Below are 16,900 nucleotides of genomic sequence, written 5' to 3' on the forward strand. Positions count from 1 at the left end.
GCCGCGCGCCGAGGAGATTGCGAGGACCACAGGTGGGGGCGTTTTGCGACGGCTAGCCGATTTCGTGGTGCGGTGGCCCTGGGCGGTGATCGGAGCCTGGCTGGTGCTGGCTGTGGTGCTGCCGCTGAGCCTGCCGAGCCTGAACGACATGGCCCAGCGGCACCCGCTGTCCATGCTCCCCGGTGACGCCCCGTCCAGCGTCGCCGCCCGGCAGATGACCGAGGCGTTCCAGGAACCGGGCAGCGACGACCTGCTGCTGGTGGTCCTAACCGACGAGCGCGGCCTCACACCGGCCCACGAGGCCACCTACCGCAAGCTGGTCGGCGCATTGCGCGATGACCCGCACGACGTGGTGATGCTGCAGGATTTCGTCGGAACACCCGCACTGCGTTCGTTTTTGACGAGTAAGGACAACAAATCCTGGGTGTTGCCGGTGGGGCTGGCAGGGGCGCTGGGCACTCCGGAGTCCTACGCGGCCTATCAACGCGTCGCCGCGATCGTAAAACAGAACACCGCGGGAAGCCCGCTGGAGGTGCATCTGTCCGGTCCCGCGGCCACTGTCGCCGACCTGACCGTAGCCGGCCAGCGGGACCGCTTGCCGATCGAGATCGCGATCGCCGTGCTGGTGCTCGGGGTGCTGCTGCTGGTGTACCGCAATCCGGTGACGATGTTGCTGCCGCTGACCGGAATCGGGATATCCCTGGTGATCGCCCAGTCGGTGGTGGCGGGCCTGTCCGCGCTCACCGGACTGGGGGTGTCCAACCAGGCCATCATTCTGCTCAGCGCCATGATCGCCGGTGCCGGAACCGATTACGCGGTCTTCCTGATCAGCCGCTATCACGACTACGTGCGGCGCGGGGAAAGTTCCGGCGACGCCGTGCGGCTGGCCCTCGGCTCGGTAGGCAAGGTCATCACCGCCTCCGCCGCCACCATCGGGCTGACGTTCCTCGGGATCAGTTTCGCCCGGATGGGGGTCTTCTCCACCGTCGGTGTGTCCTCGGCGATCGGCGTCGGTGTGGCATTCCTGGCCGCCCTGACCCTGCTACCCGCGATCCTGGCCGTCGTGGGGCCGCGCGGCTGGATCACCCCGCGGCGCGAACTGACCGCCCGGTGGTGGCGGCGCTCGGGGATCCGCATAGTGCGTCGTCCCCGGGTCCACCTGGTAGCCAGCGTGTTGGTCTTGATCCTGCTGGCCAGCTGTGTGGGTCTGGCGCGCTACAACTACGACGACCGCAAGGCGGTCGGGCCCGGCGAACCCAGCTCGGTCGGGTACACGGCGCTGGAGCGCCACTTCGACCTCAACCAGTCCATCCCCTCCTATGTCCTGGTCCAGTCGCCGCGCAATCTGCGCACGCCGCAGGCGCTGGCCGATCTGGAGCAGATGGCCGAACGGATCACCCAGCTGCCGGACATCAAGATGGTCAGCGGCATTACCAGGCCGCTGGGCGTGGTGCCCCAGGAATTTCGTGCCACGTATCAGGCCGGCCTGGTCGGTGACCGGCTGGCCACCGGGTCGGCGATGATCGCCGACAACACCGACGACCTCAACCGGCTGGCCAAGGGCGCCAACACGCTGGCTACCGGTCTCGGTGACGTGCGCGGCCAGGTCAACCAGGTGGCGACCAGTATCCAGAGCATGGTCGACGCGTTCGCCGCGCTGCGCGGGCAGTACGGCGGCGACAAGCTGGTGCGCAACGTCGAGGTCGCGGCCAAGCTCGTCACCGCCATCAACGCCTTGGGCAACTCGATGGGGATCAGTTTCACCGCGGCCCGCGACACGCTGGCCTGGGTGGGGCCGGTGTTGATGGCCCTGCAGGGCAATGCGGTCTGCGACCTAGACCCGTCGTGCAGCGAGACCCGTGTGCACTTCCAGCGTCTGGAAGCCGCCCGCGCGGACGGCAGCCTGGACCAGATCAACGACCTGGCCGGCCAGCTGCAGTCGCTGCAGGACAAGCAGTCTCTCTCGGCGGCGTTGAACCAGCTGGGCAATGCGTTCACCCAACTCACCAAGGTGATGCACACCATGGGGCTGGACAGTCCCAGCGGAGCGCAGGCCACCCTGAGCAAGGTCCGGCGCAGCGCTGACAGCTCGGCCAGCGGCAGCAAGGAAGTAGCCCAGGGCGTCGGCCAGGTGGTCGACCAGATCCAGCTGATGCGGGGCGGCCTCGACCAGGCGGCGGCGTTCCTGTTGTCGATGAAGGAGAACGCCTCCGCGCCGGCGATGGCGGGGTTCAACATTCCCCCGGAAGTGCTGGCGCTGCCCGACTTCCAGGCCGCCGCGAAGATGTTCATCTCACCGGACGGCCACTCGGTGCGCTATCTGGTGCTCACCAAGCTCGACCCGTTCAGCCCGGCCGCGATGGACCAGGTCAACGCCATCAACGACGCCGCCCGCAGCGCCCAGCCGAACACCACCCTGGCGGACGCGACGATCTCGATGGGCGGCTATCCCGCTGCGTTGCGCGACACCCGGGATTACTACCAGAAGGACATCAGGTTCATCATCGCCGTCACCGTCATCGTGGTGCTGCTGACGTTGATGCTGCTGCTGCGCTCGGTGATCGCACCGTTGTATCTGGTTGGTTCTGTTGTGGTTTCGTACTTCGCGGCGCTGGGCATCGGTGTGCTGGTCTTCCAGTTCCTACTCGACCAACCCCTGCACTGGACGGTGCCGCCGTTGGCCTTCGTGGTGCTGGTCGCGGTCGGCGCCGACTACAACCTGCTGTTCGCGTCGCGCCTGCGGGACGAATCCCCGCATGGCATGCGTTACGGCATCATCCGGACCTTGTCGTCGACCGGCGGCGTCATCACTGCGGCCGGATTGATCTTCGCCGCCTCGATGTGGGGGCTGTTGTTCTCCAGCATCGGTACCGTGGTGCAGGCAGGCTTCGTCATCGGTGCCGGAATCCTGTTGGACACCTTCCTGGTCCGCACCGTCACGGTGCCTGCCATGGCTACGCTGGTCGGCAAGGCGAACTGGTGGCCGTCACGACTGAGAACGCAGGGGAGCGCCAAGGCATGAAGAAGCTACTCGCTGCGGTGACGACGGTCCTGACGTTGTGCGCCACCGGTGGGATCGCCGGCGCCGACGAGGCGCAACCGGACGGGCCGAACGCCGACGGGCCGATGAAGATCGGGACGCCGGGCAGGGGCTACGCGCTGGGCGGCGCGCACGTGCTGGGCATTCCCTACGACGAGTACATCCGCCGCACCGGCGCCGAGTGGTTCCCCGGCCTGGATCGCCAGATCGTCGACTATCCCGCCGGTCAGGTCCAAGGCCACGTGCTGGAGCGCATGTTCCCCGGCATCGGCCGGCTCGACGACAACTTCCCGGGCCTGGGCATCGACGGGCCCAGCATCGGGGAGTCGGTCGACGTCGGTGAGGGCAACGTCATCCAGGCGATCAACCAGGGTGGCCCCGGCACGGTGATGGGCCTGTCCGAGGGGGCCATGGTGCTCAATGCCGTTCAGGCGCGGCTGGCCAACGATCCGAACGCCCCGCCACCGAATCAGTTGTCCTTCGCGACCTTCGGAGACCCGATCGCGCCGCACGCGTTCGGCGAAGGCTTCCTTTCGCAGAACTTCCCGGTGGGCAGTGTGGTGCCCGCGCTGGATTACCGGATCCCAGAACCCGTTGAGAGTCAATACGACTCATACCGATTCGTGTCCGCCTACGACAGCATTGCCGACTGGCCGGACCGGCAGGACAACATCATGGCGGTCCTCAACGCCGTCGTCGGCCTGGCCACCGGCCACACCGCGGTGGCCTTCACCAATCCGAGCATGGTGCCGCCGCAGAACATCCGGACCACCGTCAACTCCAAGGGCGCCAAGACCACCACCTACCTGATCCCCGAGCAGCACCTACCGCTGGTGTTGCCGTTCAAGTACCTCGGTGTCGACGAAGGCACGCTCAATCAGCTGGACTCAGTGCTCAAACCCATGGTGGATGCCGGCTATTCGCGCAACGACGATCCGCTGACCGCCCCGGTGGAAGTGGATCCGGTGCACGGCTTCGATCCCGCTGAGGTCACCGCCCCCGCCACTCAGGCGGCCTTCGGCGGCGGAACCGATCCCATCTCACAGTTGATGGCGGGTTTCCAGTACGTGCTGGACCACGGTCCCAGCGCGCACTGAACTCACGCGGTCAGCAGGCCGGCGGCCAGCAGCACGGCGCCGACCACCGCCAGCAGCGCCGCGACCTCGTGGCGCCGTCGCGCCCGGACCCAGCCGTGCAGCGCGGTCATGGCCGCATACGTGCGCCGCGGGGCGACTAGGTAGGCCAGCAGCGGCAGTTCCACCAGTGCGAAGGCCACCACGTTGAACAGCAGCAGGGCCATGAGCTGCGTGCCGGGCGCGGCGCCCGCGGCCGCGATGACGGCCAGCACCGCCAGGTAGTCGACCGAGGGCAGCGCGATGCCGAGGCCGGCGGCGCCGGCCACCCACAGCGACTGGCCGTCGAGCAGCCTGCGCACCCGCGCCGGAACCGTGCGGTCCCGGCCCCTGGTGAGCGCCAGGATCGCCGCGGCGACCAACGCCAGCGCCCCGGTGACGATCTGCACCCGGGGCAGCGTGAAATGAGCCGAGGACGGGATCTGCGATCCGAGGGCGAACAACACCACGGCGCCCACCGTCAGACCCATCAGGAAACCGCCGCACAGGAACGCGGCGAGCTGCAGATGCGGGCGGGGACGGTTGAGCATCAGCACCGACATCCCGATGCGGAAAGGCTCCAGGCTGACCGCGGCCGCCATCACCAGCAGCGTGAGCCACATCGGGGCGATCAGCTACGCGTCCAACCGCACGAACGTGCCCTGGCGGTGCTGCTCGACGCAGGCCGCCCGGCGGATCTTGCCGCTGGTGGTCGTCGGGATCGAGCCGGGTGCCACCAGCACGATATCGGCGACCTGCAACCCGTGCGACCGCGAAATCGCTGCTACCACACCACTTTTCACCTCGGCAAGCTTGGTTGGTTCGGGCTGCTTGAGCTCGATGATGGTGACCAGTTCCTCGGTTTCTTCGCCGGGCACCGCGATCGCCGCTACCCGGCCGCGGGTGATCTTCTGGACGGTCGCCTCGATGTCCTCGGAGTAGTGGTTACGCCCCCGCACGATCAGCATGTCCTTGATGCGCCCGACGATGAACAGCTCGCCTTCGGAGATGAAGCCCCGATCACCGGTGCGCAGCCAACCGGTCTGGGGCAGTTCCGCGGACGACTCGGCCAGCGCCGCGTCGAACGCCGAACCGGTCTGCTCGGGTTTACGCCAATATCCTGCCGAGACGTTCTCGCCGTGCGTCCAGATCTCCCCGACGGTGCCGTCCGGGCACAGCTGCCGGGTTTCGGCGTCGACGATGCGGACCAGCGGCGACGCCGGGATCTTGTACCGCAGCAGCGGCGCCCCACCGGGTTTGCGGATCGCGGTGCCGACGGGCAACTCGTCGGCGTCGAACTCGACCACCTCGGGCACCTGGCCGGCACCGCCGCTGGCGACGTAGACGGTCGCTTCGGCCAGCCCGTAGGACGGCACCACCATCTCGGGGCGGAATCCGACCGCTGTCAGGCGTCGGGTGAACTTGACCAGGGTGTCCGGGTGGATTCGCTCGGCCCCGTTGATGATGCCGAGGATCCCGCTGAGATCGATCCCCGCGAGGTCCTCGTCGGTGGTGCGCCGGGCGGTGAGGTCGAAAGCGAAGTTGGGCGCGGCCGACCACGCCTTGGGCTGGCGTGCCATCGTGTGCAGCCAGCGAGCCGGGCGGGTCAGGAAGGCGATGGGGCTCAACAGGTCGGCCGGGTGGCCGCTGAAGATGGGTGCACCGATGCCCAGCATCAGGCCCATGTCGTGATAGAAGGGCAGCCACGAGACCAGTGCGGTCCCCGGCGGGAACGCGCCCCCGTACTGGGGCACGTATTCGGCCATCAGCTGTTCGTAGTTCGCCACCATGTTGCGGTGCGAGATCATCACGCCGGCCGGCAGCCGCGTCGAGCCCGAGGTGTACTGCAGATAGGCGATGTCGGGGCCGTCGGGCACCTCGGTGTCGACGGGGCGGTCGGCGTCGAGATCCAGGGTGTCGACGGCAATCGTGGCGATCACGGCGGCCCCGTCGTCGACGTACTGTGCCGCGACCTCGAAGACCGCGGAGGTGGTCAGCACCACTGTCGGCGAGGTGTCGGTGACGACGGCGCTGACCCGTTCGTCATGGGATCCCGGCACCGGGACCGACAGCGGGACGGCGATGAAGCCGGCCTGCATGGCGCCCAGGAACGCGACGATGTAGGGCAGCCCCTGGGGCGCCATGATCAGCGCGCGGTCGCCCGGCGCACCGTGCGCGCTGATTTCGTGCGCCAGGTTGAGGGTGCGCCGGTAGAGCTGCGACCAGGTCAGGCTCTCCGCCACACCGTCCCAGTCCCGCTCGTACTCGGTGAACGTGAAGGCGAGCTCGTCCGGTGTCAGCCTCGCACGGTCGCGGAGCACGGACAGGATTGACACGGTCGACATGGCGCAAGGCTACTCAAGGGTGAAATGGGCACGGGCCCGGACGTGTCCGCCCTGCGGAAGTGTTCGAATCACGCCGCGTCGTGCGGTGGCCGTGACGCGAGCTGGCATGCAAAGATGGTTCTGCCATGAGCAATACAGTGCTGAGCCCCGCCTCCCTACGTGAGGCGTTCGGCCATTTTCCGTCGGGCGTTATCGCGATCGCCGCTGAGGTCGGCGGTGTCCGGGTCGGCCTGGCCGCCAGCACGTTCGTCCCGGTGTCGCTGGACCCGCCGCTGGTCTCGTTCTGCGTGCAGAACACTTCGGAGACCTGGCCGAAGCTCCAGGATGCGCCCGCGTTGGGGATCAGCGTTCTGGGCGAGTCACACGACGTCGCGGCGCGCACGCTGGCCGCCAAGACCGGTGATCGCTTCGCCGGGCTGGAGACGCACTCGCATGAGAGTGGCGCGGTGTTCGTGCATGGCACCAGCGTCTGGCTGCAGACTTCGGTAGAACAGTCGGTGCCGGCGGGCGACCACACCATCGTCGTCCTGCGGGTCCATGACCTCACCGTGCACGACGTGCCGCCGATCGTGTTCCATCGCAGCACCTTCCGCAGGCTGGACGGTTAGCCCAGCCTGTCCACGGGTGCCCGCCTCAGGGCTTCTCGGCGAGTTGGTCGCGGTAGCGCGCAATCCGCTGCTCGAGCTCGGCCGCGTCGTCGGGCCGGCCCTCCTTGCGGGCCAGTTCGGCGCGGACGGTCAGCTCACGGATCGCGGTGCGAATGTCGTTGACGCTGGAATTGTTCCTCATGATCAGGGGCTACCCATTTCACCGCGCGACCAGACGCAAACTCCCCCGAACACTCGGCGTGTCGGGGGAGTTTGCGTCTGCTCGGCGAGCTACTTGCGCCGGAACAGCTTGTTGCCGAGCCAAACCACCGGGTCGTACTTGCGGTCGACCACGCGTTCCTTCATCGGGATCAGCGCGTTGTCGGTGATCTTGATGTGCTCGGGGCACACCTCGGTGCAGCACTTGGTGATGTTGCAGTAACCCAGCCCGAAGTCCTCCTGGGCCATGTCCTTGCGGTCCAGGGTGTCCAGCGGGTGCATGTCGAGTTCGGCAACGCGCATCAGGTAGCGCGGGCCGGCGAACTCCTGCTTGTTCTCCTCGTGGTCGCGGACCACGTGGCAGACGTTCTGGCATAGGAAGCACTCGATGCACTTACGGAACTCCTGCGAGCGCTCCACGTCGACCTGAGCCATCCGGTACTCGCCGGGCTGCAGGTCCTTCGGGGGTGCGAATGCCGGGATCTCGCGGGCCTTCTCGTAGTTGAACGAGACGTCGGTGACGAGGTCACGGATCACCGGGAAGGTGCGCAGCGGGGTGATCGTGATGGTGTCGGTCTCGGCGAACGTCGACATCCGCGTCATGCACATCAGCCGCGGACGGCCGTTGATCTCCGCCGAGCACGAGCCGCACTTGCCCGCCTTGCAGTTCCAGCGCACCGCCAGATCGGGAGCCTGCTCGGCCTGCAGCCGATGGATGATGTCGAGGACGACCTCGCCCTCGTTGACGTCGACCGAGAAATCGTGCAGGCCACCGCCCTCGTCGTCGCCCCGCCAGACCTTCAGCTTCGCCTCGTAGGTGGTCACTGGGTCCTCCGTCCCGGATGCTGGGCCAGCTCCTCGTCGGTGAAGTACTTGGACAGTTCCTCGATGTCGAACACCTCGAGCAGATCCGGCCGCATCGGCGGCTGCACTTCCTTGGTGACCGTCACGTCGGGGACGACCCCGTCGGCGGCGTCGCCGCTCGTCCGGCACGCCAGCAGCGTGCGGCGCCACTCGGCTTCCATCGCCGGGAAGTCGTCGCGGGTGTGCCCGCCACGGCTCTCGGTCCGGGCCAGCGCGGCCTTGGCCACGCACTCGCTGACCAGCAGCATGTTGCGCATGTCGATGGCCAGGTGCCAGCCGGGGTTGAACTCCCGCTTGCCGTCGGACTCGATGTTGCGGTAGCGGACCTTGAACTCCTCGATCTTGGCCAGCGCCTGCTGGATCTCCTCCGCGGTGCGGATGATGCCCACGAGGTCGTTCATCGTCTGCTGTAGATCGGCGTGCAGCGTGTAGGGGTTCTCCGGTTTGGCTTGTCCTTGGGGACCCTTGAACGGCTGTAGGGCCAGCTCGGCGGCGGCCTCCAAGGCCTTTTCGGACACCGTCGGCCGGCTGGGCAGCGCCCGAACATAGTCGGCCGCACCGAGTCCGGCGCGGCGGCCGAACACCAGCAGGTCGGACAGCGAGTTGCCGCCGAGCCGGTTGGAGCCGTGCATACCGCCGGAGCACTCACCGGCGGCGAACAGGCCCGGCGTCGCGGCCGCGCCGGTGTCCGGGTCGACCTCGATCCCGCCCATGACGTAGTGGCAGGTCGGGCCGACCTCCATCTCGTCCTTGGTGATGTCGACCTCTGCCAGCTCCATGAACTGGTGGTACATCGACGGCAGGCGCTTCTTGATCTCTTCGGGCGTCATCCGGGTGGCGATGTCGAGGTAGACGCCACCGTGCGGGGTGCCGCGGCCGGCCTTCACCTCGGAGTTGATCGCGCGGGCGACCTCGTCGCGGGGCAGCAGGTCCGGGGTGCGCCGTGCCGAGTCGTTGTCCTTGAGCCACTGGTCGGCTTCTTCTTCGGTCTCGGCGTACTGACCCTTGAAGACCGCGGGGATGTAGTCGAACATGAAGCGCTTGCCCTCGGAGTTCTTCAGGACTCCGCCGTCGCCGCGCACACCCTCGGTGACCAGGATGCCCTTGACCGACAGCGGCCAGACCATTCCGGTTGGGTGGAACTGGATGAACTCCATGTTGATCAGCGCCGAGCCGGCCCGCAGTGCCAGCGCGTGACCGTCGCCGGTGTACTCCCACGAGTTCGACGAGACTTTGAACGACTTGCCGATACCGCCGGTGGCCAGCACCACGGCCGGCGCCTCGAACAGGATGAACTTGCCGGTCTCGCGCCAGTACCCGAAGGCGCCCGCCACCCTCTTCTCGTCCCCGTCCCCGTCCAAAATCAGGTCGGTGATCGCGCACTCGTGGAAGATCTTGATCCGGGCCTCGTAGTCGCCGAGTTCGGCTTTGTCCTCCTGCTGCAGCGAGACGATCTTCTGCTGCAGGGTGCGGATGATCTCCAGGCCGGTGCGGTCACCGACGTGTGCCAGCCGCGGGTAGGTGTGTCCGCCAAAGTTGCGCTGGCTGATTCGGCCGTCCTTGGTGCGGTCGAACAGCGCGCCGTAGGTCTCCAGCTCCCACACCCGGTCGGGGGCCTCCTGCGCGTGCAGCTCGGCCATCCGCCAGTTGTTGAGGAACTTGCCGCCGCGCATGGTGTCACCGAAGTGCACCTGCCAGCTGTCCTTGGTGTTCACGTTGCGCATCGCCGCGGCGCAACCGCCCTCGGCCATGACGGTGTGGGCCTTGCCGAACAACGACTTACAGACCACGGCGACCTTCAGGCCCCGCTCGCGGGCTTCGATGACCGCGCGCAGACCCGAGCCGCCGGCACCGATCACGACCACGTCGTAGGAGTGCCGTTCGACCTCAACCGTCATTAAGACCTCGCTCAAAATCTAGTGTGGAGTTGCTTGTCAGCCAATGAATCTCAGGTCAGAGATGGTGCCACTGGCCACGAGCATGACGTAGAAGTCGGTGAACATCAGGCTGCCCAGGGTGATCCACGCGAACAGCTTGTGGCGGGTGTTGATCCTGCTGATCTGCGTCCACAGCCAGTAGCGCACCGGGTGCTTGGAGAAGTGCTTGAGCCGGCCGCCCGCGACGTGGCGGCAGGAGTGGCAGGACAGCGTGTAGATCCACAGCAGCACCACGTTGGCGACGAGGATGATGTTGCCCAGGCCGAATCCGAAGCCGCCGGGCCCGTCCTCGGAGTGGAAGGCGACGATCGCGTCGTAGGTGTTGATCAGCGAGATGATGCCGGCGATGTAGAAGAAGTACCGGTGGCTGTTCTGGATGATCAGCGGAAGTCGGGTTTCCCCAGTGTATTTCGCGTGCGGCTCGGCCACGGCACACGCCGTGGGGGCCTGCCACACCGAGCGGTAGTAGGCGCCGCGGTAGTAGTAGCAGGTGAGCCGGAACAGCAGCAGGAACGGCAGCGACAGCAGTGCGTACGGCAGCAGGGACAGCAGGCCCGTGCTCGGCAGGATTTGCGGCCAGAAGTCGCTGGCCTCGCCGCACGCTTTGCTCAGGCACGGTGAGTAGAACGGCGTCAGGTAGTGGTACTGCGGGACGAAGAAGTAGTCCCGCTGGAACGCCCGCACCGTCGCGTAGATGATGAACGCCGCGAAGCCGAGGTCGGTGACGATCGGTGACTTCAGCCAGTTGTCGGTCCGCAGGGTGCGCTGCGGTATCTGGGCACGGCCGGGTGAGAAGACGCCGGTCGCCGGGCGGTTACCCGCAGGTGCGCTCATCTACTGTGATCCCCTTCGCATTGGCTCATCGGAGGGTACCCAGATCACGGCACCCGGCAGAAATGGGGTAGACGCCGATTAGCGCCGGTTGTGACCGCCGACACCCTCGTCGTCGACGTCGCGCCAGAAGGCTGTGTCGTACGGGGTGTCGGGGATCGGGATCTTGTCACCGGCCACCACGGCGGTTTGCTGGGTTAGGGCAAGCTCATCTGCGTCGATGTCGAGAAGCTCCACGTCATTCAGGATGCGTTCGGCATCGTTGACGATTCGGCGCATTGCGGGGTTGTCGCCGTACCTGGCCTTCAGAGACGCGACGCAGCGCCGCATTCCGCCGATCAGGTGGTGAAGTTCGGTCAATTCCGTGGTGGTGGACAACGGACCTCCTTGGGCTGAAGGTGTCATGGATCACAGTACGACAACCGATGCTAGCCACATTTGGAACGCAACGTGAGACAGGTCACTTCGGGAAGGCGCGTGGCGGCTGCGTTGCAAAGACGCGAACCCAGCCATGCCGGACACATACCGACATATACGACGGACACGAAGGAGACGTGACATGGTCGCGGTGCCGGAGTCCGACGACCCGGCATCGTTCGGACCGCTGGGGGTCGCACGGATCAGCTTCGGCCCGTTCTGGCAGCGGGCACTGTCGGTGCGGGCGAACGAGATCCTGAACCGCTGGCGGTAGCGGCCCGGCCGGTCCGGGTGTTCATGAGTGCGCCTCGCCCATTCGGGCGATCTGGCTCGCCATGAATTCCAACGTCTGGGGAACGGTCTTGAAGGGCATCGCTGGGTCGAGGTCGTGGTAGATCGCGGCCACGATGGTCGGTAGCGTCATTGCCGCGTCGGGGAAGTCGGCTACATCGATGCGGGCCGCCGCTTCGTCGGCGGGCACGCCGTTGTCGAACATCGCCCCGGCCCGCTCGTGGAGATAGGTCCAGAAGTGTCTGCCTAGATCAACGGCCGCGTTGATCTCGTCGCCGCGCAGCACCGGGCCGTGGCCGGCGACAACGACATCGGCGGCGAGTCCCCGAATCCGCTCCAGGGCCGTGATCCAGTTCTCGACAGAGCCCGACCAGACAACTTTGACGATGTCGCGCGTGAGCAAGTCCCCGGCGAACAGCACCCGTTGGTGGGGCAGGAAGGCGACCGCGTCGCCGACGGTGTGGGCGGGTCCGAGTTCGTGCAGTTCGACGTCGACACTGCCGACTCGCAGCGCCTTCTCGCCGTTGAATACCGTGTCGGCCCCGCGGACCCGCACTGAATGGAAATCGAATGGTTGTCCCATCGCAGCCAGCGGATGCAGCGGTGAGTCGGGGTGTGCACTGTCGTCGAAGGCTGTTGCGGTCAGATCGGCTTGCTCTTGGGTCATCAGCGCGCTGGCCGCAGTAGTCGCGACGACCTCCGCGTCGCTGGGAAAGAGCTGATTGCCGAAGATGTGGTCACCGTCGCTGTGGGTGTTGAATATGTAACGAACACGGGAGGATTCGGTTAGCGGCGCGCTCACGTCGATGAACTCCTGGGCGTGGCGCGGATCGTAGAGGGTGTCGATCACCAGCGCTTCGCCGTCGCTGACCACCAGTCCCGCGTTCGACAACCCGAAGCCGGTGCTGCCGGATATGAAGGCGTGTACGCCCGCACCGAGGTCCGCCAGGCCCTTCGTGAAGACTCCAGACGAGTGCTGCGCCATCCTCCTACCTCTCAGGTTCTATACCAAGCGTTCTGACGAAAAGGGAGGTCATGACGTAATGGCCGGCCAGCAGCGTGATGTCGGCGACCTCTTCGTGGGAAAAGTACTGCTGTACCGTCGCCGGCTCGGGTGCTGGCCCCTGTACCGCGCCGACGATGTGGTCGACGAAGACAACGAGCGCGTCCAGTTCGGCGCGCCCGACGGTGGGAGATCCGGCGACCACTTTCTCGATGATCTCCTCGGGTACACCGCAGGCGCGGGCCAGGGGAATGTGGTGGTGAAGTTCGTACGGGCAATGGGTTGTGGCGCCGACGCGAAGGATGATCACCTCGCGCAGGTCCGCGGACAGCCGGCTGTCGTGAAACGACCGCCCGAGCGCCAGGTACGCAGCCGCGCTGGAACGGGTCAACAGCAGTCCCCTGGTGAGGTCGAGCGGCAGCAGGTCATACAGTGCCCGCTGCTCCGGGGAAAGGGCATCGACCGCCGGCAGGGGAGTGCTCATCGATCTATGCTGATCGGCGGGTCGACGAGGATCTGCACGCGCACACCGCAGGTCTACCAGCACCGGCGGTGTCCCGCTGTGATACGGGCCAGGCCTACTACAGCTGCATGGTCGACCTGGTGGTCACTAGGCCTGCGCGGGCAACGCCGCCGTGTCGGAGTCGGCCGACGGCGGTGTCGGCCGTGACTTGCGGAAGTGGTTGTCACCGCGGGGTAGACGACCTGTGGCCACCAGAACCAGCGCCCGGGCATCGTCGCGATGGACGGCATCAGCAGCGAGCGCACGATGAAGGTGTCGATCAGCAGGCCGATGGCGATCGTGGAGCCCATCTGGGTCAGCACGATCAGCATGCGCCCATCATGCCGGCCATTGTCGCGGCGAAGACCAGCCCGGCCGAGGTCACCACGCCACCGGTGCCGGCCATGGACCGGATGATGCCCGTCTTCAACCCGGCATGGATCTCGCCCTTGAACCGGGAGACCAGCAGTAGGTTGTAGTCCGAGCCCACCGCCAACAGGATGGTGACCGACATCAACATGACCAGCCACTGCACCTGAATCCCGAACAGGTCCTGCCACAGCAGCACCGAGATGCCGAACGAAGCGGCGATCGAGCTGCCCGCCGTGGTGACGATCACCAGTGCGGCGACCACGCTTCGCGTGAGGATCAGCATGATCATGAAGACCAGCGTCAGCGACGACATCTTCAACGCCTCTTGCGCGGCTTTGCGTTCTGACTCAACCCTGGCGATGCCTTCCACCGTCGCCGGGTCGCCCCCATGGGTGATGAACATGCGGGTCGACCTGCCGTCGGGGGAGAAGAACATCTTCAGTCCGCGTTCGAAGTCGGGATTCTGGAAGGCTTCCGGCGGGCTGGCCGGCTTATATAGATCTACCTATCTATCGGTGCGGGGACCGCTACCAGTCCATCGGTGCGGGGACCGCTACCAGGGGTCGCCGTCGCGCCAGTCGCAGGACAGCTCCGCAGCCGGATCGACGTCGACGTCGACGGGCAGCACGAAGATCGCGCCGTCGTCCTGCGCGGTTCGGGTCAGGCCGGATGGGGTCAACACCGAGGTCGGCCCCTGCCAGGGCAGCCACCCGCGCGGACGGTAGATCTTCTCGCCTGCGGCGGTCGCGCTAAGAGCACCAATTTGGTAGGCGCCGCGGATCACCTGCTCGATCGAATCCATGACGGCGTGGGCGAGCCCCTGGCCGCGCCAGTCCTCGCGGACGGCGACGGCTTCGACATAGCCGCAACGCAGGGCCACCCCGCGGTGGAGGAGGCGGCGCTGGACCACAGCGGCGTGGGCGATCAGCGCGCCGCGGTGTGCGATCACGGCATGCATCCCGCCGAGCGCGTGCTCCCAGTCGGCCGCGGTGAACTCGGCCGCGCCGCCGAAGGCCGCCGTGAGCATCTCCCGCGCATCCACGCGGGTTTCGGCATCGAGATCACTGGTGTGGATCAGGCGAGCGGTGTGAACCTGCGCATGCACATCTCAGCTCTACCAGCCCGCGGCGCTCGGCGCTGCGATACGTGGCCGCGACCAGTGCAGCCGCACCGTCTGGCCGGGTCGGGCCTGGGCCACCTTGTCGGCGTCGGTGACCACCCCGATCACCGGGTAGCCGCCGGTGACGGGATGATCGGGCCCGAGGATGACCGGCAGACCGTTGGGGGGCACCTGGATCGCGCCGCGGACGGCGCCTTCGCTGGGCAATTGGCGCTCGGTCCAGCGGTGGGTGAGCGGCGGGCCCATCAGCCGCATCCCGACGCGGTCGCTGCGATCGGTGGCCACCCAGTCGGTGTGCACCAGCGCGTCGGCATCGGCGAACCAGTCGTCGCGCGGGCCCGGCACCACCCGCAGCTCCACCACGCCGTCGGTGATCGCGGCGACCGGTGCCTGGTCGACGTCGGGGTACCGGCCGGAATGTGCGCCGACGGGCAGCAGGTCGCCGGCGCGCAACGGCCGGGGACCGATCGCCGACATCACGTCGTAGCTGCGCGAGCCGAGGACGGGGTCGACGGCGATACCGCCGCGCACGGCGAGATAGCTGCGCAGCCCGGTACGGGGCACACCCAGCTCGATCGTCTCACCGTCGCGGACGCGATGAATACTATTGGTGCCGAACGGCATTCCTCCGACAGTCGGGTCGGCGTCGGCGCCCGTCACGGCGATGTCGACGTCGCCGCCACGCACCCGCGCCGCGAAGCCGCCCAGGGTGACTTCCACGGTGGCGCGGTCGTCGGGGTTGGCCACCAGCCGGTTGGCCAGCCGGTGCGCACGACGGTCGGCAGCCCCGGAGCGGGTCACCCCGACGTGGGCCAGACCGGGGCGACCGAGATCCTCGAGCAGCGCAAGCGGCCCCGTGCGCAGCACTTCCAACGCGATCACGGTGGCCTCCTCAGACGGCCCGAAACCGCACCCACATGCCCGGTGACAGCAGCGCGGGCGACGGACGCTCGATGTCCCACAGCACCGCATCGGTGCGCCCGATCAACTGCCATCCGCCCGGGGACTGGCGCGGGTAGACGCCACTGAACTCACCGGCCAGACCCACCGACCCGGCCGGCACCGCGGTGCGCGGATCAGCGCGCCGTGGTACCCGCAACCGCGGGTCGCCACCGATCAGATAGGCGAATCCCGGTGCGAAGCCGCCGAATCCGACTCGCCACGGGGTACCGGTGTGCGCCGCGACGACACCTTCGGCGTCCAGTCGTGTGAGCCGGGCGACGTCAGCCAGGTCGGCACCGTCGTAGACCACGTCGATCACCACATCAGCCTGGCCGCCCGCCGGCGGCCGGTCGGCGGCCGGCGGGCGCAACCGGCCGAGCTGTCGACGGGTGGAAGCCAGGTATTCCGGGCTGAGCAGGGTGCACAGCACGGTGCGCGCCGCCGGGACGACATCGAGCACACCGGGCAACTGCGCGTCGCGCACCGCGCCGGCGATTGCCAGAACCTCCTCGGTCGACTCGCATTCGAGCAACAGCGCCTGATCGCCGTAGTCCCGGATCGTGGTGAGCACCATAGGATCTGTGGCCTTCCTCTGCCGCAGTGGCCTTACCGACGTCAGACCATCGCGGTGTAGGTCGGTTCGCGGCGCTTGATGACGGCGATCACCCGGTAGGTGACGGGCAGCATGACCACCTCCACGGCGGTCTTGTAGACCCAGCCGAGTGCGGTGTAGGTGGCGAAGTCGCCGAAGGTGGTGATGCCGATAGCGCCGGCGGCGATGCTGCAGAACACCAGGGTGTCGCCGAGCTGACCGGCGAACGTCGACCCGACCAGGCGCGCCCAGAGGTGCTTCTCCTTGGTGCGTTCCTTGATCTTGACCACGGTCCAGGCGTTGATGGTCTGGCCGACTACGAACCCGGCCAGGCCCGCGACGATCAGCTGGGTGTAGGCGTGGACGATGTTCTCGAAATGTTCCTGGTTGGTGTAGAAGTCGGCTGCCGGCAGGTAGATGGTCACCCAGAAGGCAAGCGCCGCAAGACCGTTCATGGCGAAGCCGAGGATGATCGCCCGCCGTGCGGCGGCGAACCCGTACACCTCGGAGAGCACGTCACCGATCACGTAGGTCAGGGGGAACACGATGAAACCGCCGTCGGTGATGATCGGCCCGAACGCGACACCCTTGGTAGCCGTGACGTTGGAGATGATGACCAGGGCGGTGAAGACGGCGACGAGGACCGGATAATAATGCGAGCCGACCAGGGCGAATCCGGGGGTCGGGTGGTCTTCGCGAGCGGTGGTCCTACTGGTCGTCACGAGT

General features: G+C 67.1%; 16 protein-coding genes and 2 pseudogenes. 4 read left to right on the forward strand and 14 right to left on the reverse strand.

The annotated features are described in order from the left end of the window. The first annotated feature begins 43 nt into the window (after positions 1 to 43). Together ACXDF8_RS14285 and pe are read left to right on the forward strand one after the other, a co-directional pair. Positions 44 to 3,022: an MMPL/RND family transporter gene (locus tag ACXDF8_RS14285; RefSeq protein WP_457223916.1), complete on the forward strand. Its 2,979-nt coding sequence runs from the start codon at positions 44 to 46 to the stop codon at positions 3,020 to 3,022. Continuing rightward, positions 3,019 to 4,137 (forward strand): acyltransferase PE, encoded by a 1,119-nt coding sequence (pe, locus tag ACXDF8_RS14290; RefSeq protein WP_457223972.1) that lies wholly within the window; start codon positions 3,019 to 3,021, stop codon positions 4,135 to 4,137. Before ACXDF8_RS14285 ends, pe begins: the two co-directional genes overlap by 4 nt. A 2-nt stretch (positions 4,138 to 4,139) precedes the next feature. Here pe and ACXDF8_RS14295 read toward each other — a convergent pair whose 3' ends face one another. Continuing rightward, positions 4,140 to 4,775 (reverse strand): GAP family protein, encoded by a 636-nt coding sequence (locus ACXDF8_RS14295; protein ID WP_457223917.1) that lies wholly within the window; start codon positions 4,773 to 4,775, stop codon positions 4,140 to 4,142. Between the two features lie 12 nt (positions 4,776 to 4,787). Then, positions 4,788 to 6,497: an AMP-binding protein gene (locus ACXDF8_RS14300; RefSeq protein ID WP_457223918.1), complete on the reverse strand. Its 1,710-nt coding sequence runs from the start codon at positions 6,495 to 6,497 to the stop codon at positions 4,788 to 4,790. Positions 6,498 to 6,622: 125 nt separating this feature from the next. Here ACXDF8_RS14300 and ACXDF8_RS14305 point away from each other — a divergent pair, with 125 nt between their 5' ends. Then, positions 6,623 to 7,105: a flavin reductase family protein gene (locus ACXDF8_RS14305; protein WP_457223919.1), complete on the forward strand. Its 483-nt coding sequence runs from the start codon at positions 6,623 to 6,625 to the stop codon at positions 7,103 to 7,105. Positions 7,106 to 7,130: 25 nt separating this feature from the next. Here the strand turns inward: ACXDF8_RS14305 and ACXDF8_RS14310 are convergent, their stop codons facing one another. The 5 genes from ACXDF8_RS14310 to ACXDF8_RS14330 form a co-directional block, all read right to left on the reverse strand. After that, positions 7,131 to 7,286, reverse strand: coding sequence for a hypothetical protein (locus ACXDF8_RS14310; RefSeq protein ID WP_457223920.1), 156 nt, complete (start codon positions 7,284 to 7,286; stop codon positions 7,131 to 7,133). An 89-nt stretch (positions 7,287 to 7,375) separates the two neighbouring features. After that, a complete protein-coding gene (locus ACXDF8_RS14315) occupies positions 7,376 to 8,128 on the reverse strand; it encodes a succinate dehydrogenase/fumarate reductase iron-sulfur subunit (RefSeq protein WP_457223921.1) in 753 nt (250 codons plus the stop codon). Continuing rightward, on the reverse strand, positions 8,125 to 10,065 hold the full coding sequence (locus tag ACXDF8_RS14320) for a fumarate reductase/succinate dehydrogenase flavoprotein subunit (RefSeq protein ID WP_457223922.1): 1,941 nt from the start codon (positions 10,063 to 10,065) through the stop codon (positions 8,125 to 8,127). The genes ACXDF8_RS14315 and ACXDF8_RS14320 overlap by 4 nt, the downstream gene beginning before the upstream one ends. Positions 10,066 to 10,101: 36 nt before the next feature. After that, positions 10,102 to 10,938, reverse strand: coding sequence for a succinate dehydrogenase subunit SdhC (locus ACXDF8_RS14325; RefSeq protein WP_457223923.1), 837 nt, complete (start codon positions 10,936 to 10,938; stop codon positions 10,102 to 10,104). Positions 10,939 to 11,016: 78 nt separating this feature from the next. Continuing rightward, on the reverse strand, positions 11,017 to 11,313 hold the full coding sequence (locus ACXDF8_RS14330; RefSeq protein ID WP_457223924.1) for an Rv0250c family protein: 297 nt from the start codon (positions 11,311 to 11,313) through the stop codon (positions 11,017 to 11,019). Positions 11,314 to 11,497: 184 nt separating this feature from the next. Between ACXDF8_RS14330 and ACXDF8_RS14335 the strand changes: the two are divergent. Then, positions 11,498 to 11,626, forward strand: a pseudogene (locus ACXDF8_RS14335) (isocitrate lyase/phosphoenolpyruvate mutase family protein); the annotation flags it as partial. Between the two features lie 21 nt (positions 11,627 to 11,647). Here ACXDF8_RS14335 and ACXDF8_RS14340 read toward each other — a convergent pair. The 7 genes and pseudogenes from ACXDF8_RS14340 to ACXDF8_RS14370 all read right to left on the reverse strand — a co-directional run bounded on the left by ACXDF8_RS14340 (position 11,648) and on the right by ACXDF8_RS14370 (position 16,896). Beyond that, positions 11,648 to 12,628: an MBL fold metallo-hydrolase gene (locus ACXDF8_RS14340; RefSeq protein ID WP_457223925.1), complete on the reverse strand. Its 981-nt coding sequence runs from the start codon at positions 12,626 to 12,628 to the stop codon at positions 11,648 to 11,650. A 4-nt stretch (positions 12,629 to 12,632) separates the two neighbouring features. Further along, entirely contained in the window at positions 12,633 to 13,130 is a 498-nt protein-coding gene (locus tag ACXDF8_RS14345; RefSeq protein WP_457223926.1) for a carboxymuconolactone decarboxylase family protein, read from the reverse strand. 126 nt (positions 13,131 to 13,256) lie between these two features. Beyond that, positions 13,257 to 14,001, reverse strand: a pseudogene (locus ACXDF8_RS14350) (MMPL family transporter); the annotation flags it as partial. Between the two features lie 72 nt (positions 14,002 to 14,073). Then, complete coding sequence (locus ACXDF8_RS14355; RefSeq protein ID WP_457223927.1) at positions 14,074 to 14,625, reverse strand: GNAT family N-acetyltransferase; 552 nt, start codon at positions 14,623 to 14,625, stop codon at positions 14,074 to 14,076. 9 nt (positions 14,626 to 14,634) lie between these two features. After that, positions 14,635 to 15,522: a 5-oxoprolinase/urea amidolyase family protein gene (locus ACXDF8_RS14360; protein ID WP_457223928.1), complete on the reverse strand. Its 888-nt coding sequence runs from the start codon at positions 15,520 to 15,522 to the stop codon at positions 14,635 to 14,637. Between the two features lie 10 nt (positions 15,523 to 15,532). Further along, positions 15,533 to 16,156 carry a 5-oxoprolinase subunit B family protein gene (locus ACXDF8_RS14365; protein ID WP_457223929.1) on the reverse strand — a complete coding sequence of 208 codons (624 nt, stop codon included), beginning with the start codon at positions 16,154 to 16,156 and terminating at the stop codon, positions 15,533 to 15,535. A 41-nt stretch (positions 16,157 to 16,197) separates the two neighbouring features. Then, the gene (locus tag ACXDF8_RS14370) at positions 16,198 to 16,896 is read right to left on the reverse strand and encodes a queuosine precursor transporter (RefSeq protein ID WP_457223930.1); all 699 of its coding nucleotides are present in this window, start codon (positions 16,894 to 16,896) and stop codon (positions 16,198 to 16,200) included. Positions 16,897 to 16,900 lie beyond the last annotated feature (4 nt).

This window comes from Mycolicibacterium sp. CBM1, from assembly GCF_054073305.1.

Coding starts and splice junctions, on each gene's coding strand:
- pe (WP_457223972.1), top strand. CDS start 3,019: ATGAAGAAGCTACTCGCTGCGGTGACGACGGTCCTGACGTTGTGCGCC.
- ACXDF8_RS14295 (WP_457223917.1), bottom strand. CDS start 4,775: ATGTGGCTCACGCTGCTGGTGATGGCGGCCGCGGTCAGCCTGGAGCCT.
- ACXDF8_RS14300 (WP_457223918.1), bottom strand. CDS start 6,497: ATGTCGACCGTGTCAATCCTGTCCGTGCTCCGCGACCGTGCGAGGCTG.
- ACXDF8_RS14305 (WP_457223919.1), top strand. CDS start 6,623: ATGAGCAATACAGTGCTGAGCCCCGCCTCCCTACGTGAGGCGTTCGGC.
- ACXDF8_RS14310 (WP_457223920.1), bottom strand. CDS start 7,286: ATGAGGAACAATTCCAGCGTCAACGACATTCGCACCGCGATCCGTGAG.
- ACXDF8_RS14320 (WP_457223922.1), bottom strand. CDS start 10,065: ATGACGGTTGAGGTCGAACGGCACTCCTACGACGTGGTCGTGATCGGT.
- ACXDF8_RS14325 (WP_457223923.1), bottom strand. CDS start 10,938: ATGAGCGCACCTGCGGGTAACCGCCCGGCGACCGGCGTCTTCTCACCC.
- ACXDF8_RS14340 (WP_457223925.1), bottom strand. CDS start 12,628: ATGGCGCAGCACTCGTCTGGAGTCTTCACGAAGGGCCTGGCGGACCTC.
- ACXDF8_RS14345 (WP_457223926.1), bottom strand. CDS start 13,130: ATGAGCACTCCCCTGCCGGCGGTCGATGCCCTTTCCCCGGAGCAGCGG.
- ACXDF8_RS14365 (WP_457223929.1), bottom strand. CDS start 16,156: ATGGTGCTCACCACGATCCGGGACTACGGCGATCAGGCGCTGTTGCTC.